20 protein-coding genes are annotated in these 18,063 nt (G+C 72.0%); 1 reads left to right on the top strand and 19 read right to left on the bottom strand.

Going from position 1 to position 18,063, the window contains the following annotated elements; translation table 11 throughout:
* Positions 1-3 precede the first annotated feature (3 nt).
* The 3 genes from O7620_RS01190 to O7620_RS01180 are packed head-to-tail and all read right to left on the bottom strand — an operon-like array spanning position 4 to position 1,962.
* Positions 4-642, bottom strand: a complete 639-nt coding sequence (locus O7620_RS01190; RefSeq protein WP_278121349.1) for a DUF3618 domain-containing protein — start codon at positions 640-642, stop codon at positions 4-6.
* A complete protein-coding gene (locus O7620_RS01185; RefSeq protein WP_151492480.1) occupies positions 639-1,106 on the bottom strand; it encodes a phage holin family protein in 468 nt (155 codons plus the stop codon). The genes O7620_RS01190 and O7620_RS01185 overlap by 4 nt, the downstream gene beginning before the upstream one ends.
* Before the next feature lie 31 nt (positions 1,107-1,137).
* Positions 1,138-1,962, bottom strand: a complete 825-nt coding sequence (locus tag O7620_RS01180) for a hypothetical protein (RefSeq protein WP_278121348.1) — start codon at positions 1,960-1,962, stop codon at positions 1,138-1,140.
* 229 nt (positions 1,963-2,191) lie between these two features.
* Between O7620_RS01180 and O7620_RS01175 the strand changes: the two genes are divergently transcribed.
* On the top strand, positions 2,192-2,683 hold the full coding sequence (locus tag O7620_RS01175; protein ID WP_278121346.1) for a DUF4383 domain-containing protein: 492 nt from the start codon (positions 2,192-2,194) through the stop codon (positions 2,681-2,683).
* 39 nt (positions 2,684-2,722) lie between these two features.
* Here O7620_RS01175 and O7620_RS01170 read toward each other — a convergent pair whose 3' ends face one another.
* From O7620_RS01170 to O7620_RS01095, 16 genes are all read right to left on the bottom strand, one after another.
* A complete protein-coding gene (locus O7620_RS01170; RefSeq protein ID WP_278121344.1) occupies positions 2,723-3,172 on the bottom strand; it encodes a GNAT family N-acetyltransferase in 450 nt (149 codons plus the stop codon).
* 70 nt (positions 3,173-3,242) lie between these two features.
* On the bottom strand, positions 3,243-4,712 hold the full coding sequence (obgE, locus tag O7620_RS01165; RefSeq protein ID WP_151492475.1) for a GTPase ObgE: 1,470 nt from the start codon (positions 4,710-4,712) through the stop codon (positions 3,243-3,245).
* Positions 4,713-4,809: 97 nt separating this feature from the next.
* Positions 4,810-5,064, bottom strand: coding sequence for a 50S ribosomal protein L27 (rpmA, locus tag O7620_RS01160; RefSeq protein WP_074313740.1), 255 nt, complete (start codon positions 5,062-5,064; stop codon positions 4,810-4,812).
* Between the two features lie 11 nt (positions 5,065-5,075).
* A complete protein-coding gene (gene rplU, locus O7620_RS01155) occupies positions 5,076-5,390 on the bottom strand; it encodes a 50S ribosomal protein L21 (protein ID WP_007464063.1) in 315 nt (104 codons plus the stop codon).
* A 166-nt stretch (positions 5,391-5,556) separates the two neighbouring features.
* Entirely contained in the window at positions 5,557-6,045 is a 489-nt protein-coding gene (locus O7620_RS01150; protein WP_278121334.1) for a hypothetical protein, read from the bottom strand.
* Positions 6,046-6,142: 97 nt separating this feature from the next.
* Positions 6,143-9,205 carry an Rne/Rng family ribonuclease gene (locus O7620_RS01145; protein ID WP_278121332.1) on the bottom strand — a complete coding sequence of 1,021 codons (3,063 nt, stop codon included), beginning with the start codon at positions 9,203-9,205 and terminating at the stop codon, positions 6,143-6,145.
* 131 nt (positions 9,206-9,336) lie between these two features.
* Positions 9,337-10,149, bottom strand: coding sequence for a TIGR03936 family radical SAM-associated protein (locus tag O7620_RS01140; RefSeq protein WP_278121331.1), 813 nt, complete (start codon positions 10,147-10,149; stop codon positions 9,337-9,339).
* Between the two features lie 160 nt (positions 10,150-10,309).
* On the bottom strand, positions 10,310-11,659 hold the full coding sequence (mycP, locus tag O7620_RS01135; RefSeq protein WP_278121330.1) for a type VII secretion-associated serine protease mycosin: 1,350 nt from the start codon (positions 11,657-11,659) through the stop codon (positions 10,310-10,312).
* A 10-nt stretch (positions 11,660-11,669) separates the two neighbouring features.
* Positions 11,670-13,133, bottom strand: a complete 1,464-nt coding sequence (locus O7620_RS01130) for a hypothetical protein (protein ID WP_278121328.1) — start codon at positions 13,131-13,133, stop codon at positions 11,670-11,672.
* A 10-nt stretch (positions 13,134-13,143) separates the two neighbouring features.
* Complete coding sequence (locus tag O7620_RS01125) at positions 13,144-13,584, bottom strand: hypothetical protein (RefSeq protein ID WP_278121327.1); 441 nt, start codon at positions 13,582-13,584, stop codon at positions 13,144-13,146.
* A 115-nt stretch (positions 13,585-13,699) separates the two neighbouring features.
* Positions 13,700-13,894 (bottom strand): hypothetical protein, encoded by a 195-nt coding sequence (locus O7620_RS01120; RefSeq protein WP_278121325.1) that lies wholly within the window; start codon positions 13,892-13,894, stop codon positions 13,700-13,702.
* Positions 13,884-14,252: a YbaB/EbfC family nucleoid-associated protein gene (locus O7620_RS01115; protein WP_278121323.1), complete on the bottom strand. Its 369-nt coding sequence runs from the start codon at positions 14,250-14,252 to the stop codon at positions 13,884-13,886. The genes O7620_RS01120 and O7620_RS01115 overlap by 11 nt, the downstream gene beginning before the upstream one ends.
* A complete protein-coding gene (locus tag O7620_RS01110; RefSeq protein WP_278121321.1) occupies positions 14,249-14,659 on the bottom strand; it encodes a YbaB/EbfC family nucleoid-associated protein in 411 nt (136 codons plus the stop codon). The genes O7620_RS01115 and O7620_RS01110 overlap by 4 nt, the downstream gene beginning before the upstream one ends.
* A 21-nt stretch (positions 14,660-14,680) precedes the next feature.
* Positions 14,681-15,415: a hypothetical protein gene (locus tag O7620_RS01105; protein ID WP_278121319.1), complete on the bottom strand. Its 735-nt coding sequence runs from the start codon at positions 15,413-15,415 to the stop codon at positions 14,681-14,683.
* A 59-nt stretch (positions 15,416-15,474) separates the two neighbouring features.
* Positions 15,475-15,783: a hypothetical protein gene (locus O7620_RS01100; RefSeq protein WP_151492887.1), complete on the bottom strand. Its 309-nt coding sequence runs from the start codon at positions 15,781-15,783 to the stop codon at positions 15,475-15,477.
* 133 nt (positions 15,784-15,916) lie between these two features.
* Positions 15,917-17,965 carry a TIGR03960 family B12-binding radical SAM protein gene (locus tag O7620_RS01095; protein WP_151492888.1) on the bottom strand — a complete coding sequence of 683 codons (2,049 nt, stop codon included), beginning with the start codon at positions 17,963-17,965 and terminating at the stop codon, positions 15,917-15,919.
* Between the last annotated feature and the right edge of the window lie 98 nt (positions 17,966-18,063).

Genomic DNA, 18,063 nt, shown 5'->3' with positions numbered 1-18,063 from the left:
GGGTCAGGGGCGGGACTGCTGGACGGTGTCCTTCACGTCGTGCGCGGCGGACTTCGAGTCGCCCCGGACGGCGTGCACGGCGTCCTGAGCGGTGGACTTCACCGACTCGGCGGCGTGCTGGGCCGGCTCGCGCAGCTCCTGCTTGAGCTCGCTGGCCACCTCACCCAGCTTCTCCTTCACCGCCCCGCTGTGCTCGCTGACCTTCTCCTTGACCTGGACGGCGGCCTGCTGCTCCCGACGCGAGGCCGGGATCAGCGAGGAGGCCAGCCAGCCCACCCCGAACGCGATCAGGCCGGCGGCGAGGGGGTTGCCCTGGGACTTCTGCCGGATCACCCGCGGCGCGCTGTGCGCGGCGTCGCTGACGGTGGAGGCCGCCGAGTGCGCGGCGTCGCTGACGCTGGAGGCCGCCGACGAGGCGCGGTCGCCCACCGAGTGGGCGGCGTGGCCGGTGCCGTGGCCGAGGTCAGACGCGGTTCCCATGACCTTGTCCCTCACATTCTGCAACGCGGAACGGGCCCGCTGCTTGCGGTCGTCGACGATGCGGCTGGGGTTGACCTTGTACGCCAACGCGTCCACATCGGAGCTGAGGCTGTTGCGGGTGGCTTCGATCTCCCGGCGGATCTGGTCGGGATCGGTGCTCATCGGGTGACTCCCTCCGGGTGCGGCTTGAGCGCGTCGGGGATCCGCTGCACGCTGTCGTTGGTCTGCTTGAGGCCGCGTACGTGCTGGGCGTTCTTCTTGGCCATCGAGTAGAGGACGGCCGCGACCACGGCCCAGATCACGGCCACGATCAACGCGGCCAGGCCGGAGTCCATGACGTTGTCCAGGAACTGCCACACGGCGATGGACACGAACAGCGCCACCATGTAGCCACCGAAGCCGGCACCGCCGAAGAGCCCGGCGGCCTTGCCGGCCTTCTTGCCCTCCTGACGGATCTCGGCCTTGGCCAGCTCCACCTCCTGACGCATCAGCGTCGACAGGTCGCTGGTCACCTGGCGCATCAGCTCACCGAGCGAGCTGCTCTTCACATCCGCCGCGGTGTGCGGGGCACCCGCGTCGGGCCGGTACCCGGAGTCCAACCCGGACCCCTGCGTCGGCATGGTCATGCCGTCGCCTCCCTTCGGATGACTCGGTGGCTCACGGGCGGGTGGTGCCGCTGGACGGCACGCCCGGCAGCGGGTCGGTCTGGCTCACCGGCGGCAGCGGCTGCCCGGTGCCGGTGTGCTCCGGGTGCTCACCCCGGACGGGGTCGGTGTAGCCGCCGGGCGCCGGGTCGGTGTAACCACCGGGCGTCGGGTCAGCGTAGCCGCCGGAGGTCGGCGCGGCGTACGTGCCCGGGGTCGGGTCGAGGTGACCGCCCTGCGGGACGGTGTCCGCCTGCGTCGAGATCACCGCGGTCCGCTCCGGGTCGTACGCCCCGGCGCCGCGGTAGCTCGGGGACACGCTGCCCGAGTCGTCACCGGCCGCGGAGATGCTGCGGGTCAGCCGCCCGGCCAGCACACCGAGCACGGCGGCGCCGACCAGGAAGGTGCCCGGGTTACGGCGGGCGTAGTCGCGTACCTCGGTGATCAGGTCGCCGGGCTGGCGCTCGTCCAGCCAGCCGGCCACACCGTGCACCCGGTCGGCGGCTTGGCGGGCCAGCTCGCTCACCGGACCGGCCTGGCCACCCTGCTCGGCCATCGAGCGCATCTCGTCGGCCAGCGAACGCAACCCGGTCGCCGCGCGGCGCTGCTGCTCGCCGGCCTGGCTGGTGAGCTGGGTACGCGCCTCGCCGTACAGGTTGCGGGCCTGCCGGGCCGCCTCGCGGCCGACCTCGGTGCCCTGCTCCTTGGCTGTCTGCGCGACCGCGCCACCGGCGTGCGCGGCCTCCGACCCGACCTGGCGGGCCTGCTCGCGGACGCCACCGCCGTTGGTCGACTGCTGTCCGTAGGTGGAAGTCGTAGGTGACAGATCGTAGGTCATGATTTCCCTTCCGCTCGGAAAGTCGTCGCGGTTGTGCTGGGGGGATGTGGCCGCGTCTCCGCGGCCGCCACCACTTCACCTACCCTGCGTTTCCTCTTCCATACCTCTTCGTGCATTTCTCTGCGCCGCCGGCCGGATCGACTTCAAAATGGAGGATCGTCGGGCTGCGTCACATCGCCGCCGCGGACAGTGAGGTTCGCAGGGCCGGCAATCCACGGAGGGGGCAGCGATGGCACGAGACGCGCGAGGTGGCCGGCCGTCCGGCCCGCGACCCCGGGTGCAGGTGGCCGCGCTGGCCGCGGCCGGGGTCTTCCTGCTGATCGGCATCCTCGGCTACATCCCCGGCATCACCACCGACTACGGCGAGTTGACCTTCGCCGGGCATCACTCGGACGCACGGCTGCTCGGGCTGTTCCAGGTGTCGATCCTGCACAACGCGGTGCACCTGCTGTTCGGGCTGGCCGGCCTGGTGCTGGCCCGCAGCGTCGGCGGCGCCCGCGTGTTCCTGGCCGGCGGCGGCGCGATCTACCTCGTCCTCTGGCTGTACGGCCTGGCGATCGAGGCCATCAACCCGGAGGGCGGGGCGAACATCCTGCCGGTCAACGACGCCGACAACTGGTTGCACCTCGCGCTCGGCTTCGGGATGCTCGCGCTCGGGCTGCTGCTCTCCAACCAGGCGGGCACCGGCGGGCGGCTGGACACCCCGGCCGACCGGCCCTGACCTGCCGTTGGGGCGGTTTCGCGGGCGCCCGGCCTGCGCTCAGGCCGCGACCGGGAGCCGCTTGGCGAAACAGACGCTGTACGGGTTGCCCACGTACTCGCCGTAGACCGGGATCGGCTCGTAGCCACACGAGGTGTACAGCCCGATGGCGGCCGGCAGGTACGTGCCCGTCTCCAGGCAGACCACCGAGTGGCCCTGCCGGAACGCGCACTCCTCCAGCGCGGCGAGCAGTTGGCGGGCGATGCCCCGCCCCCGGTACGCCGGCCGGACGTACATCCGCTTGACCTCGCCGGTGGCGGCGTCGAGCGCCTGGAGGCCGCCGCAGGCGACCGCCCGGCCGTTCACCACCACCGCGAGGTAGCGGACGTCGTCATGGGGGACGAACACCTGCCCGTCCATCCCACCGTCGGCCTCACGCAGCTCACGCTGCTGGGCGACGAGCAGAGCGGCGATCTCCGGATCGGTGGCGGGCCGCGACTCGATCAGCATCACCCAACGCTAGGCCGGGTGGATTTCGCGAAGGTTTCCGGCAATCAACCCGATCACGGAGCGCAACCGGCTACTCGGCGTCGTCCTCGTCGTCGATAGGCTCGTCGTCGGACGCGTCCGCACCCACCTCGTCGGCCGACCGCACCCGGCGGGCCTTGCGCGCGGCGAGCCGCTCCGCCGCCGACGCCCGGTTGGACTTCTCCTCCAGCCGGATGTCGGTACCCCGGTTACCGGGCACGAACTCCACACCGGCGAAGAGCGTCGGCTGCCAGTCGAACTCGCGCTCCCCGATACGGACCAGGTCACCGGGCTGCGCGCCGGCCTTGGCGAGCTTGTCCTCGACACCGAGCCGCGCCAGCCGGTCGGCCAGGTAGCCGACCGCCTCGTCGTTGTCGAAGTTGGTCTGCTTGACCCACCGCTCCGGCCGTACGCCACGGACGGTGTACGAGCCGTCCGCCTCGCTCGTGATGGTGAAGCCGTCGTCGTCCACGGCCAGCGGCCGGATCACGATCCGGGTCGGCTCGGCCGGAGGCGCGGCCTTGCGCTCCGCGTCGACCAGCTCGGCCATCGCGTACGTCAGCTCCTTGAGCCCCTCGCGGGTGGCCGCGGAGACCTCGAACACCCGGTAGCCGCGCTCCTCCAGGTCCGGGCGGACGATCTCGGCCAGGTCCCGGCCGTCCGGCACGTCGACCTTGTTCACGGCCACCAGCCGCGGGCGGTCGGTCAGCCCGCCGTACTGGCTCAGCTCGGCCTCGATGGCGTCGATGTCGGCGACCGGGTCACGGCCCGGCTCCAGGGTCGCCGAGTCGATGACGTGCACCAGCACCGCGCAGCGCTCGATGTGCCGCAGGAACTCCAGGCCCAGCCCCTTGCCGGTGGCCGCGCCCGGGATCAGACCCGGCACGTCGGCGACGGTGAAGGTGTGGTTGTCCATCCGAACCACACCGAGGTTGGGCACCAGGGTGGTGAACGGGTAGTCGGCGATCTTCGGCTTCGCCGCGGAGATCACCGAGATCAGCGACGACTTGCCGGCCGACGGGAAGCCCACCAGGCCCACGTCGGCGACGCTCTTGAGCTCCAGCACGATGTCCAACTGGTCGCCGGGCTCCCCCAGCTCGGCGAAGCCCGGAGCCTTGCGCTTGGCGTTGGCCAGCGAGGCGTTGCCCCGCCCGCCGCGCCCGCCGCGGGCCACCTCGAAGGTGGTGCCGGCGCCGACCATGTCGGCCAGTACGGTGCCGTCGGTGGTCTGCACCACCGTGCCGTTGGGCACCTTGAGCACCAGGTTGTGCCCGTTGCCCCCGTCCCGGTTCGACCCGGCGCCGCCCTTGCCGTTGTCGGCCTTGACGTGCGGGTGGAAGTGGAAGTCGAGCAGCGTGGTCACCTGCGGGTCGACCACCAGCGACACGCTGCCGCCGTGCCCGCCGTTACCGCCGTCCGGCCCCCCGAAGGGCTTGAACTTCTCGCGGTGGATCGAGACACAGCCGTGCCCGCCATCGCCGGCCTGCAGGTGCAGAACGACCCGGTCAACGAACGTCGCCACGGTGTGAATCCTTCCAGCGAGGTCGGACCCCGCACGTCGTGAAAAAGGCTAAGCGGGCCGGGACCCGGAGGTCCGCGGCCCGCTTGAGCGAAGAGAACTACTGCTGCGGAACGATGCTGACGGTCTTGCGACCGCGCTTGGTGCCGAACAGGACCGCACCGGCGGACAGCGCGAACAGCGTGTCGTCGCCGCCACGGCCGACCAGGTCACCGGGGTGGAACTTGGTGCCACGCTGCCGGATGAGGATCTCACCGGCGCTGACAACCTGACCACCGAAGCGCTTCACGCCGAGTCGCTGGGCCGCGGAGTCACGACCGTTACGCGAGCTGGACGCACCCTTTTTGTGAGCCATTGGAGGACGACCTACTTCCCGCTGGAGATGCCGGTCACCTTGACCTGGGTCAACGGCTGGCGGTGACCCTGGCGCTTGTGGTAGCCGGTCTTGTTCTTGAACTTGTGGATCCGGATCTTCGGGCCCTTGGTGTGCGCGGCGATCTCGCCGGACACCGCGACCTCGGCAAGCTTCGCCGCGTCGGTCACCAGGTCGTCACCGTCGACGAGGAGCACCGCGGTGAGCTTCACCGCGTCACCGGGGGCACCGGTGAGCTTCTCGACCTCGATCACGTCGCCCTCGGCGACCTTGTACTGCTTGCCGCCGGTCTTGACGATCGCGTACATCGGAGGCGGACTCCCTGTCGTTGAGGCTGCTGGCGGTCGTCCCCGTGGCGGCTCGCCGGGTAGTAGTGCACGGCGGCGTGGGCACACGGGAACTCGGCACACCAAAAGTGCGCCGCAGGCAAGAGTACGCCATCGCCCGCCCGGACCCCAAACCGGCCCGCCCTGGTCAGCGGGCGCAGAGCTGGTCGAGGCGCTGCTGGAGCCGGTCGAGTTCGGTCTCGTCGATCGACTCGACGTCGGCGCCGAGCGCGGCGACCTCGGTGCCGATGTCGGTGAGCAACGTCTTGAGCTGCGGATCGGCCGTCAGCGCCGACTGCTCCCGCAGCGCGGTCCGCCAGCCGGCCAACGCCGCCTCGGCCCGCTCACGGGCCGCCTCGGCGGTGCCGCTGTCCCCCGCGCCCACCGCCGCGATCATCCGGCCCAACTCCGCCACGTACGTCTGGACGGCCGCCGTGCCGGCCTCCCGCGCGGCGACGCAGACCTGGGCGGCGTTGCCGGCCGCCGCCCCGCCGCCCACGGGCGTGCTGGTCGACCCGACCGGGGCACCCCCGGGCGTCGCCCCGCTGGTCGGACCGGACGGGCTCTCGCCGGTGGCGCAGCCGGACCCGACGGAGAGCGCGGCGACCAGCACGGTGACGGCGAGCAGACGACGCATCTTCTTCTCCTGACCGAAAGTGGCCGGACCGGTAAGGTCCCTCCCCCGTCACATTGCCGGGGAAGGGACCTCGTCAAACACTGGGCCGGTCAGGCCGTCAGGGGCGGGTCCGCCGCCGGGCGCCACCCCGGCGGGAGCGGCGCCGGCCCGCGCCGCCCTCGGTGCTCTCCTCGTCGGAGTCACCGTCGGCGAGCGCATCCGGGTCGTCCGCCGCGGCAAGCCGGGCGGACTCGCCCTGCTGACTGTCGGAGACGGCTGGCGCGGCGGCGCTGTCCGACTCGTAGCGGGACAGGTCGTAGCCCATGGTGTCGACGTAGTCGGCGTCCGGCTCGGCGGTGGTGTCGGTGTCGGTGTCGGTGATCTCGACCACCGTCTTCTCGGCCGACGCGCTCTTGCGGGCGCGGCGGCGGGACGACCCGGTGCCCTGCTCGGCGGACGGGGTGGCGGCGGCGACCGACGAGGCGACCGCCTTGACCTTCTCCCCCGCCCCACCGGTACGCGGCTTCTCCGGCACCGGCTCGGTGTGGATGATGACGCCCCGGCCCTTGCAGCACTCGCAGGTCTCGCTGAACGCCTCCAGCAGGCCCGCGCCGATCCGCTTACGGGTCATCTGCACCAGGCCGAGCGAGGTGATCTCGGTGACCTGGTGCTTGGTGCGGTCCCGTCCCAGGCACTCGGTCAGCCGGCGCAGCACCAGCTCACGGTTGGACTCGAGCACCATGTCAATGAAGTCGATCACCACGATGCCGCCGATGTCCCGCAGCCGCAGCTGACGGACGATCTCCTCGGCCGCCTCCAGGTTGTTGCGGGTGACCGTCTCCTCCAGGTTGCCCCCGGAGCCGGTGTACTTGCCGGTGTTGACATCGACCACCGTCATCGCCTCGGTGCGATCGATCACCAGCGAGCCACCGGAGGGCAGGAAGACCTTGCGGTCCAGGCCCTTGATGATCTGCTCGTCGATCCGGTACTCGGCGAAGACGTCGCTCGTGCCGACGTGCCGACGCACCCGGTCGACCAGGTCCGGGGAGACGTGCGACAGGTACGACTCGACGATGTCGTACGACTGCTCGCCCTCGATCACCAGCTCGCGGAAGTCCTCGTTGAACAGGTCCCGGACGACCCGGATGACCAGGTCGGGCTCCTCGTAGAGCAGCACCGGCGCGCCACCCTCGGCGGCCTTGGCCTGGATGTCCTCCCACTGCGCCTGGAGCCGCTTGACGTCCCGGGCCAGTTCATCCTCGCTGGCACCCTCGGCGGCCGTCCGGACGATCACGCCCGCGCCGTCCGGGACCAGCTTCTTGAGCACGTCGCGCAGTCGCTTGCGCTCGGTGTCCGGCAGCTTCCGGCTGATCCCGGAGGCGTTGCCGTTGGGCACGTAGACCAGGTGCCGGCCGGACAGCGCGACGTGGCTGGTCAGTCGGGCGCCCTTGTGCCCGATCGGGTCCTTGGTGACCTGGACCAGCACCGAGTCGCCGGAGCGCAACGCCTGCTCGATCGAGCGGGCGCGCCCCTCCAGGCCGGAGGTGTCCCAGTTGACCTCACCGGCGTACAGGACCGCGTTGCGGCCCCGGCCGACGTCGACGAACGCCGCCTCCATGCTCGGCAGCACGTTCTGCACCTTGCCCAGGTACACGTTGCCGGCCATCGTGCCGGAGGAGTTGCGGGTGACGTAGTGCTCGACCAGCACGCCGTCCTCCAGGACGGCGATCTGGGTGCGGTCACCGCGCTGACGGACCGCCATCACCCGGTCGACCGCCTCCCGGCGCGCCAGGAACTCCGACTCGCTGAGGATCGGCGGACGCGTACGCCGCTGCTCCCGGCCGTCCCGGCGGCGCTGGCGCTTGGCCTCCAACCGGGTCGAGCCGGAGACGCCCTGCACCTCGTCGACGGTCTTGCGCGGCTCGCGGATCTTGACGACGGTCGGTACGCCGTCGTCGGCGGCACCCTCCGTGTCGCCCGCGCCCCGGCGACGACGACGCCGACGACGACGGGTCATCCCGTCTCCGCCCTCGGACTCCTCGTCCTCGTCGCCCTCGGCCTCCGCCTCGGCGGTCTCCTCGTCCTCGGCCTGCGCCGCCTCCTCGGACTCCTCGTCCTCGGCGTCCTCGGCACCGCCCTTGCCCCGACCGCGACCACGGCGTCCACGGCGGCGACGACGACGCGCGGCCGCGCTGTCCTCGTCGTCCTCATCCGCCTCGGTGGCCTCGGTGGCCTCGTCGGTCGGCTCCTCCTCGGCCTCGATCGCCTCGACCGGCTCCACCGGCTCGACGTCACGGCGACCGCGCCGGCGACGGCGGGACGGCTCGGCCTCCACGGCCGGCTCCTCGGCGACCGGGGCGGGCTCCGCCGGCCGGGTCACCGGGACGGCGTCCGGCTGCGGCGCCATGAACAGCACGGTGGGCGCGGTGAGCGCCGCGCGACGGCGGCGGGTACGTGGCTGCTCCGGCTCGATGACCTCGGTCGGCTCGACCGGCTCATCCGACACCGCGGCCACGGCCACGCCCGGCGGCACCTCGCCGGACCGCTCCTGGGCACCGCTGGTCCGGGTCGTCTCGGCGTCGGTCCCGCTCGGCGCGAGGGTGGCCTCGTTCAGCTCGGCCTCCGCCTCCCGCAGGTCGGACTCCGCCGGCGTCTCCGCGGCCTCGTCCTCGACGGCGGGCGGCTCCTCGACGGCCGGCGGCTCCTCGACGACGGCCGGCGTGGTCTTCTTCCGCCGGGTACGGGTCACCTTGACCGGAGGAACGACCTCGGCGGAGGCAGGTTCCGCGCTGGCCGCGACCAGCGGCTCCTCGGCGGTCGTCTCGACGGGGGTCGCCTTGCGGCGGCGCCGGGGGGTCTTCGGGGCGACGTCCAGGTCACCGGAGACCGGTGCGAAGACCTCCGCCTGCGGCGACTCGACGGCGCCAGCCCCGCCGGTGGACGCCTCCACGGGCGCCTCGGCCTGCTCCGGCTGGTTGAGCGGGGCGGCCCGTCGCCGGGTGGCCCGGGTACGCCGCGCCGGTGCGGCGGGCTCGGCGGCCTCCGCCCCGGACGGCTCGGCGCCGGCGGCCGCAGTCGGGTTCGCGACGGCGGGGCCGTCGGGGGTGGCGCTCTGGTCGGCGGTCTCACCGGCCGGCTGTGAACCGGTCCGTTCGCCGCCCTCGGGCTCGTTCTCGAGCATGGACGTTCTCCAGTTCTGGCTAGCCCGGGCGCGGGTGAGCGCTGCCACGCAGGGTCGCCGCAAAAGTGTTTCCGCCGGGCGCGCGTGGTGCGCGACCGCCGAAGTCTGCCTGCCAGAGCACTGACCGTCGGTCAGAGCCCAACGATGGCTGCCCCGCCGCGGTCCGCATCCAACGGATCCACGATCGCACCCTGCGCGGTCAGCGTGCCCTGAGCCAGCCGGGTCACCCTCGGCGAGACCGGCGGCTCCAGGTCGGCCACCACGCGGAGGCCGGAAAGGACGTCATCGGGCCGTACGGACGGGGTGACCTGTCGTACGACCAGTTCGAGTATCGCACACGGGACGGCCGGCGCCCCGGAAGGCGTCAGCGTTGGGGCAAGGACATTGATCGATATCACGGCCGCGCGGGCATCGAAGGTACGTCGGCCCTGCTTGGTCATCCGCTCCACCAGCACCTCGTCGGCGGCGGTGAAGGCGTCCACGGCGGCGCGCAGCACGGCGTGGTCGACCTCGGGCAACTCGATGTGCCAGTGCGAGGCCTCGATCCGGTCCGGCAGGCTCCCCCCGTCGGCGATCACAGCGTCCAGCACGTCCAGGCCGGGCGAGAGCGCGGCGTCCAACGCGGCCCGCAACTCCTGCGGGTCGACCGGCGCCTGGAGGCCGATCTCCAGGTACTCGGCCTCGCTGGCGACGCCGGTGGGCGCGGCACTGGCGTAGGAGATCTTCGGGTGCGGCGTGAAACCCTGGGAGAAGGCGATCGGCACGGCGGCCCGACGCAGCGCACGCTCGAAGGCCCGGGCGAAGTCCCGGTGCGAGGTGAACCGCAGTGGTCCGCGCTTGGCGTACCGGATGCGGACGCGCTGGACGACCGGTGCCTGGCCGCCCTCGGGTTGAGGCTTTCTGGCGATCGTGGGCTCCTCGGGTGTACCTGCGTGTCCGCCCATCCTGGCGCAGGGCTCGTGACGGTGCGCAACCGGGGGCGGCGGGACCGGGCCGATGAACCGGCGCAAACCGGTCAGCGGGGTCGTGTCGGCCCGCCAGAACGTCGAGGGCCGGCCGGCGACCCCGCAGGTCACCGGCCGGCCACGGACGATCGGAGCCGGGCTACCGCTCCCGCGGCGGGGCAGGCGGCGGCGCACCGGGCGGGGTGTACCCCGCCGGCGGGGCGTAACCGGGCGGTGGGGCATAACCGGGCGGTGGGGCGTACCCGGACGGTGGGTCGTACCCGGCGGGAGATGCCCTGTCGAGCAGGTCGTCCGGGATGTCGGTCGACAGCGCCGCCTCACGGCGGTAGCGGCGGCGGTTCCACATCAGGAAGACCGCCAGCCCCAGCAGCAGCACCAGCACCACGGCGATGCCGATGCCGACCACCATGACCTGCTGATCCGTCGGGCCACCACGGTCACCGTGCTGGGTGACGTCGAACTCGTCGTCGGCCGCCGCCGTGCCACCCGGTGCCGAGGGCGGTGCGGCGCCCGGGGCCAGCAGGGGGTTACCCGCGGCCTGCGGCACGTTCGCGCTCAGCGCCCGCACCGGATCGATCAGGCCGAAGCCGTACTGCGGATCCCGGCCGGCCGGACCGGCGTCCCGGGCGGTCCGGATGATCCGGTTGATCACGTTGGGGGCGTCGAGGTTCGGATACTTCGCCCGGATCAGCGCGGCGACGCCGGAAACGATCGCGGCCGAGTCGGAGGTGCCGTCACCCCAGCCGTAACCCTGGTTGGGGCCCGCGTTGTAGACACCGTCCCCGGGTGCGGCGACCACCGCCTCGGGCCCCTTGGCCGACCCGGACCAGAAGGCGCCACCCCGCGTCGTGCCGGTGACGGCGAGAACGCCGGGAACGTTTGCGGGAGCCGCCACGTCCACGTCACCCTTGGAGAGGTTGCCGGCGGCGACCACCACCACGACGTCGCGATCCAGGGCGTAGCTGATGGCGCTCGCCTCCTCCGGAGTGACCGCCGACGGCTTGCCCTGGGACACGTTGATCACCTTGGCGCCGCCGTCCACGGCCATCCGGATGCCGAGAGCGATCGCGCTCTCGTCGTACGGCGGGTTCTTACCCGCGTAGAGCTTGATGGGCAGGATCCGCGCGTCGGGGGCGATGCCGTCCACACCGTCGCTGCTGGCGTTCGTCGCCGCGATGATGCCGGCCATGTGCGTGCCGTGCCCGTCCTCGTCGGCCCGCCCGTCACCGCTGGCACCGTAGCTGCGGCCACCGGCGAGCACCCGACCCCGCAGGTCCGGGTGGGTGGCGTCGACGCCGCTGTCGACCACGGCCACGACCACACCCCGGCCGGTCGACAGTTTGTGCGCCTGGTCGATCCGGAGCTCGTCCAGATACCACTGTTCGGTCCGCCGGGGCGCGGCGGCCGCCGGTTGGGCGACCCCCAGCACCAGGAGCCCCGCCAGCACACAGGCCGTGATCGGCCGGCGTGCCGCGCCGTCAACCCTCATCCGTCCGTCCTCATCGCAGGATGCCCGGGGACGCACCGTCACCGGGGCCCCACGGATCGTCGTCCTCAGTCAACCACGACGAGTGCTCGGAGCCCGTACCGCCACCACCGTGCCCGGCACCACCCGCGCCGCCCATCATGCCGCCGCCCATCATGCCGGCACCGCCCCGCGCTCCGCCCGCCATTCCGGCGCCGCCGGCACCACCGGCCGCGGTGCGCAACGCGTTCGCCGCGCTCGTCATCGGCGGCACCTTGCCGTTACCGCCACCCACCATGCCGGGGATGCCACCCACGCCGATCCCGCCGGCCGCGCCCAGGCCGCCGCCACCGGCACCGATTCCGCCGGCCGCACCGACGCCGCCGCCGGCACCGAACCCGCCGCCGGCGCCACCCAGGCCGGCGCTTCCGACCCCCGAGCCGCCCAGGCCGCCGCCGTACCCGCTGCCGAGGCCGCCCGGCCCGGCGCCGGCCAGGCCGCTGCTGTAGTCCTCGTCGCCACTCGGGTAGCCCGAGCCGGTGGACGGCGGGTTGAACGGGTCGGAACCGGTGGGCGAGGGGCCGCCGGGACCACCGGTGGTGGGCGGGGAGAACGGGCCCACGCTGGAGGTGGGACCGTTGCCGGTGTCGCTGACGCCGGGCGGCCTGCTGCCGATGTCCGGGTTGCCACCGATGTCGACATTGCCGTTCCCACCGATGTCACCCGTGTCGGTGCGGCCCTTCGGCGGCGTCCGGTCGTCGGGCCGGTAGACGTCCGTGTTGGTCCCCGGGTCCTGCACGACCAGCTTGGGACGTTCGGTGTACACCGCCTTGGGCAGCGGCGACATCGCCGTGTTGGCCGCCTGCTGATTGTCCCGGTACCAGTTGTCCAGGTGGGACTTGGTGTCCCACCAGCCGCCGCGCTTCTGGTCGCCGGCCTGCCCGTCGACCTTCATGGTCGCTTCCAGGTCGTCGGCCTTGTCGCGGAACGCGCCGTCGGCGTACGACCCCGGGTTGCTCTGGTAATCCTGTCGCAGCGCGGCGAGGAACCCCGACGTGCTCTCGCCGTCGCGGGAGTCGTCGAGCTCGGTGCCGTTGGGCAGGCTCCACTCGTTCCAGCCGAAGTCGTCCATCAGCGGGATCGGGATCGTGGCGACCGCCCTGCGGATGTCACCCTCGATCCGCGTGAGCGCGCCGCTGACGTTGCTCGCGTCGGTGATCAGATCCTCGATCTGCTTGCCGATCTCGCCCAGGTGCTCGCGGTACGCGTCGCCGCCACTGCCCTTCCACCCGGCGAGCATCGCGGGCAGCCCGCCGACGTGCGGGCGCTCCTGACCGGTCGCGATCGGGCCGACGAACGACCGGCCGACCAGCGCGTCGCGCAGATAGCCCAGGCCGGCGGAGAGGTTGCTCCACCCCGCACCGACCGAGCCGACCGTCTCCGGGTCTGCGGAGAGCGTCACCTCGCGGACGCACCGCTCCCAGGTTCCTCCAGCCATGCCGTCCCCCTCAGGCCGTGTACGGGTACGTGGGTGCGCCGCCGGCCGTGGGCGGCGGCGCGGCGGCGTCCAGAAGCCGCTCGATCTCCTTGCCGTTGGCGGCGTTGCGCGCCTCGGCGTCCCGGAACGCCTTGGCGATGTCCTCGGTGCCCTGCTTGAGCGCGGCGAGCCGCTGGGAGAGCGTCGTGAGGTGCGCCTCCATGTTGGCCGTGGACTTGGTCAGCGCCTGCCACTGCATCCGGGCATCCTCGAAGGCGCCGAAGGGGGTGCCGTTCGGGACGGTCTGGGCGTTGTTGCTGTCGCCCTTCATCCGCTCCTTGACGCGCTCCATCTCGTAACGGATGGTGTCGTCGACGTACTGCTTGAGGCGCTCGACGTAGGTCGCCGCCGCGTCCAGGTCCTCGACGCTGACGTGCAGATCGCCGGTGTTCGGCGGCGGAATGTCCCCCATGCGATTCCTCCCCGTTCCCGACCCGCCGGGTCGGTCCATGTCAAACGCAGCGTATCGAGTGTGACCACATCGAGGCAGCCCACGCCACCGTCAATCGTAGCCACCGGTGTCGATGTCAGCGACGCAGTTGCGGGACCAGCAGTGCGATACCGAGCCCCACCAGGGCCAACGGACCCAGGAGAACGGCCACGCCGCTCCAGGCCGACTCGTTCCGTACCGCCTGGACGACCTCCAGGACCACCAGACCCACGAGGATCACGGCGACCACCGAGAGCATCACCACCAGCACACGGGCCTTGTCAGGACTCATCGCCCGTCCTCCCACGCGGCACCAACGACATCGGATCGGCGAGGAAGGTGTCGACGTCGACGCCCCCGAGCCGCAGCCCGGACATGATCTCGGAGCGGCGCTGGTCGGCCAGCGCCTCGGCGGCGCGGACCGCCTCCACCACCGCCTCGCCGAGCGTGATGTTGTCCACCGTCCGGTGGGCCCGCGCGGCGACGGAGATGTCCAGCAGCTCCTTCGCGCCGGACACCGTGGCGGTCACCAGGCCGTCCGCGGCGGTACCGACGAACTCCTCCCGGGCCAGCCGACCGGTCTCGCTGGTGGCCGTCCCCAGCAGTGCCGTCATCTCCGTGACCAGCTGCGCGAGGTCGACCCTCCTCATCGGAGCCCTCGCGTCGCGTCGTGCCACACCGTCAGCGGGTCCGGCGCGCCGGCGTCCCAGTCGACCGGTTCCGCCGCGACGTCGTCGAGGCTGGCCCGGATGCTCTGCGCCATGGCGAGCCGGGCCGCGGTCACCGCCTGGCGGCAGTGCGTGCCCAGGAGGTCGGCGGGCAGGTCCCGGACGGCCCGTGCGCTGATCCGTACGTCCGTCACCCCGCCCGCCCCGTCGACGACGGCCGCGACCGTCCCGGTCTCGTCGAACCCCTCGTACGTCCGCTCCCGGGCGTCGGTCACCAACGCGACGAGGTCCCGGGTGGCCTCCTCGGCCCGCCGCAACGCGGGCTCGTACGCCTCGGTGCGGGTCACCTCCCGGACGGAGTCGACGGCCCTACGGTAGGCATCACTCATCACTGCTCCGTTCGTCGGATGTCAGGTGCCCGGTACGACGATCTCCTTGTTCCAGCTCTCCGGGTCGCTGACGATCTCCCGGTAGCGGTCCCCGATGCGGGCGCTCTCGGCGTCGACCTTGTCCCCGGTCAGCTTGAATCCCCGCTTGAGCTGGGCCACCGCGGTGCCGATCGCGCTGTTCGCGCCGCGCATGGCCTGCATCAGCCCGACGATCGCCATGATGATGCCGGTCACGAACGCGGCCCAGCTGCCGATGATCGCCCATTTGACGGCGGGGCCGGCCGGGCCGGCGGCGTTGGCGCCGATGCAGCCGACGATGGCGAGGCCGGTGCCCACCGACCAGGCCCAGAAGAGCGTCTCGAGGCCGTCCGCGACGCCGTTGCAGCCGGCGGAGGCCGTGATGGCCAGTTCCTTGAGCGCGTCCAGCGGCTCGACCACCTTGGTGGTGAGGAAACTCTTGAAGACCTCGGCGCCGCCGCCCTTCCACAGGCCGTCGACCTCGCCGTTGAGCCGGGACAGCCGGCCGGCCAGCGACGAGAACTCCTCGGCGAGGCCGGTCCACTTGTCGTCGGCCTCCTGGAACGGCGCCCAGCTGCGGATGTTCATGACGGCGATCGGGCTGACGAAGGCCATCGCCAGGGCCCCCGCGCCGGACGGCTCGGCGGCCACCGCGAGTGTCCCGCCCAGCGCGATGATGACCGCATCCAGGCCGATCGTGCGCGCCGTGTCGACGCCGGATACCACGTTGTCGTCCATAACAGCTGCCCCCGTGTGCTGTCGAAGAAGAGGGGCGGGTCCGGTCGCCCGGACCGCGCTCAGTCCAGAGCCGTGTCGAACGACTGGCCGTGCCGCTGCTCCATCGTCTTGTAGTGCTCGACGACCCGGCCGAGCCCCTGTGCGACCTCGGCGAGCGCGGCGGCGAGCGCGGACACGGCCTGCGTCGTCGTCTCGTGCATGTCGGCGTACGCGGCGGAGAAGCCGGCGTCGAACGCGGGCGCGGCACCGGAGGGCAGCCGCAGGTACTCGATCGTGGGGAGCACACCGGACCGCAGCGACTCCGCCGTCTCCGACATCTCGGAGACGAGCTCGCCGAGCTTGCCGGTGTTCATGGAGACTCCGGACACCACGCCTCCCTCCGTGAACGCCGGTCACCCACCGGGCGTGGGCCCGGCGGGTGACGTGTCGGCTATGGAGGGTAGCGGTTCACCGCCACCCGGCGCTGCCCGGCGGCTCTGCGGCCACCAGACGGTCAGGCGGTCAGGCGGGGTTGCCGGCCGACGGGACCTTCATGCCGTTGCCGCCCAGCGGGGTGAGCGGGAGCAGCTTGCGACCGGTCGGGCCGATCTGGATCTCGGTGTCCATCGACGGGCAGACGCCGCAGTCGAAGCACGGCGTCCACCGGCAGTCGTCCTGCTCGAACTCGCTGAGCGAGTCCTGCCAGTCCTGCCAGAGCCAGTCCTTGTCCAGGCCCGAGTCCAGGTGGTCCCAGGGAAGGACCTCCAGCTCGTCGCGCCGACGGGTGGTGTACCAGTCGAGGTCCACCCCGTACGCGGGCAGCGTCTCGGCCGCCGCGTCCACCCAGCGCTGGTACGAGAAGTGCTCGCTCCAGCCGTCGAACCGGCCGCCGTTCTCCCACACCTTGCGGATCACCGAGCCGACCCGACGGTCGCCCCGGGAGAGCAGTCCCTCGATCAGCGAGGGCTCGCCGTCGTGGTAGCGGTAGCCGATGGCCCGGCCCAGCGAGCGGTCCGAGTTGATCGCCTGCTTGAGGATCTTGAGTCGGTGGTCGATGACCTCCGGACGCTCCATCGGGGCCCACTGGAACGGGGTGTGCGGCTTCGGCACGAACCCGCCGATGGAGACGGTGCAGCGGATGTCCTTGGACCCGGTCGCGGCCCGACCTGCCTTGATCACCTCGTGGGCCATGTCCGCGATCTCGAGGACGTCCTCGTCGGTCTCGGTGGGCAGGCCGCACATGAAGTAGAGCTTCACCTGCCGCCAGCCGTTGCTGTACGCGGTGACGACGGTGCGGATCAGGTCTTCCTTCGACACCATCTTGTTGATGACCTTGCGGATCCGCTCCGAGCCGCCCTCCGGGGCGAAGGTCAGACCGGTGCGCCGTCCGTTGCGGGACAACTCCTGGGCGAGGTCGATGTTGAACGCGTCCACCCGGGTCGACGGCAGCGACAGCGAGACGTTGGTGCCCTCGTACTGCTGGGCCAGGCCCGAGCACATGTCACCGATCTCGGAGTGGTCCGCCGAGGAGAGCGACAGCAGGCCCACCTCGGAGAAGCCGGAGAACTCCAGGCCCTCGCGCACCATCTGCCCGACGGTCGTGATCGACCGCTCCCGCACCGGCCGGGTGATCATGCCGGCCTGGCAGAACCGGCATCCCCGGGTGCAGCCCCGGAAGATCTCCACCGCGTACCGCTCGTGCACCGTCTCGGCCAGCGGCACGAGGGGCTTCTTCGGGTACGGCCAGGCGTCCAGGTCCATCGTCGTGCGCTTGTGCACCCGGAACGGCACGTCCGCCCGGTTCGGCACGACCCGCTGGATGCGCCCGTCGGGCAGGTAGTCGACGTCGTAGAAGCGCGGCACGTACACGCTCTCGGTGCGGGCCAGCCGCAGCAGCAGCTCGTCGCGGCCACCCGGGGAGCCTTCGGCCTTCCACTCCCGGACGATCGCGGTGATCTCCAGGACCGCCTCCTCACCGTCGCCGAGCACCGCGGCGTCGATGAAGTCGGCGATCGGCTCCGGGTTGAACGCGGCATGCCCGCCAGCCACGATCACCGGGTCGGCGTCGGTGCGGTCGGCGGCCAGCATCGGGATGCCGGCCAGGTCGATCGCGGTGAGCATGTTGGTGTAACCCAGCTCGGTGGAGAACGAGATGCCGAACACGTCGAAGTCGCGGACCGACCGGTGCGCGTCGACGGTGAACTGCGGCACGCCGTGCGTGCGCATCAGGCTCTCCAGGTCCGGCCAGACCGCATACGTCCGCTCGGCGAGCGTGTCGGGCAGCTCGTTGAGCACCTCGTACAGGATCTGCACACCCTGGTTGGGCAGGCCCACCTCGTACGCGTCGGGATACATCAGCGCCCAGCGCACGGTCGCCGCGTCCCAGTCCTTGACCACCGCGCCCAACTCGCCACCGACGTACTGAATGGGCTTGGAAACCTGAGGGAGCAGCGGCTCCAGCCGGGGCCAGACCGACGGCTCCAGGTCGCGGCGCGGCGTCAGACGCTCCGAGCTGGAGTCGTCGCTCGAATTGGTCGCGGCCGCGCGCGGCGTCGTGGACGGGGCACTCATGATGCCCAAGGGTACGCGCCCACCCGCCGGTGACCGCGCGCACGCCCGGTCTGCGGTGGTGGCGGCGCGGTATTAACCTCGGACCGGCGCGAGAGGAG

The sequence above is a fragment of the Micromonospora sp. WMMD710 genome (assembly GCF_029626045.1).
Classification (GTDB): Bacteria; Actinomycetota; Actinomycetes; order Mycobacteriales; family Micromonosporaceae; genus Micromonospora.
Note: the sequence above shows the minus strand (reverse complement) of the source record. Positions and strands in the feature narration are given on the sequence as shown.

Excerpts from the sequence above, each read along its gene's own strand:
- O7620_RS01190 (WP_278121349.1), bottom strand. The coding sequence starts at position 642 with ATGAGCACCGATCCCGACCAGATCCGCCGGGAGATCGAAGCCACCCGC.
- O7620_RS01185 (WP_151492480.1), bottom strand. The coding sequence starts at position 1,106 with ATGACCATGCCGACGCAGGGGTCCGGGTTGGACTCCGGGTACCGGCCC.
- O7620_RS01180 (WP_278121348.1), bottom strand. The coding sequence starts at position 1,962 with ATGACCTACGATCTGTCACCTACGACTTCCACCTACGGACAGCAGTCG.
- O7620_RS01175 (WP_278121346.1), top strand. The coding sequence starts at position 2,192 with ATGGCACGAGACGCGCGAGGTGGCCGGCCGTCCGGCCCGCGACCCCGG.
- O7620_RS01170 (WP_278121344.1), bottom strand. The coding sequence starts at position 3,172 with ATGCTGATCGAGTCGCGGCCCGCCACCGATCCGGAGATCGCCGCTCTG.
- rpmA (WP_074313740.1), bottom strand. The coding sequence starts at position 5,064 with ATGGCTCACAAAAAGGGTGCGTCCAGCTCGCGTAACGGTCGTGACTCC.
- rplU (WP_007464063.1), bottom strand. The coding sequence starts at position 5,390 with ATGTACGCGATCGTCAAGACCGGCGGCAAGCAGTACAAGGTCGCCGAG.
- O7620_RS01150 (WP_278121334.1), bottom strand. The coding sequence starts at position 6,045 with ATGCGTCGTCTGCTCGCCGTCACCGTGCTGGTCGCCGCGCTCTCCGTC.
- O7620_RS01145 (WP_278121332.1), bottom strand. The coding sequence starts at position 9,205 with ATGCTCGAGAACGAGCCCGAGGGCGGCGAACGGACCGGTTCACAGCCG.
- O7620_RS01140 (WP_278121331.1), bottom strand. The coding sequence starts at position 10,149 with ATGGGCGGACACGCAGGTACACCCGAGGAGCCCACGATCGCCAGAAAG.
- mycP (WP_278121330.1), bottom strand. The coding sequence starts at position 11,659 with ATGAGGGTTGACGGCGCGGCACGCCGGCCGATCACGGCCTGTGTGCTG.
- O7620_RS01130 (WP_278121328.1), bottom strand. The coding sequence starts at position 13,133 with ATGGCTGGAGGAACCTGGGAGCGGTGCGTCCGCGAGGTGACGCTCTCC.
- O7620_RS01125 (WP_278121327.1), bottom strand. The coding sequence starts at position 13,584 with ATGGGGGACATTCCGCCGCCGAACACCGGCGATCTGCACGTCAGCGTC.
- O7620_RS01120 (WP_278121325.1), bottom strand. The coding sequence starts at position 13,894 with ATGAGTCCTGACAAGGCCCGTGTGCTGGTGGTGATGCTCTCGGTGGTC.
- O7620_RS01115 (WP_278121323.1), bottom strand. The coding sequence starts at position 14,252 with ATGAGGAGGGTCGACCTCGCGCAGCTGGTCACGGAGATGACGGCACTG.
- O7620_RS01110 (WP_278121321.1), bottom strand. The coding sequence starts at position 14,659 with ATGAGTGATGCCTACCGTAGGGCCGTCGACTCCGTCCGGGAGGTGACC.
- O7620_RS01105 (WP_278121319.1), bottom strand. The coding sequence starts at position 15,415 with ATGGACGACAACGTGGTATCCGGCGTCGACACGGCGCGCACGATCGGC.
- O7620_RS01095 (WP_151492888.1), bottom strand. The coding sequence starts at position 17,965 with ATGAGTGCCCCGTCCACGACGCCGCGCGCGGCCGCGACCAATTCGAGC.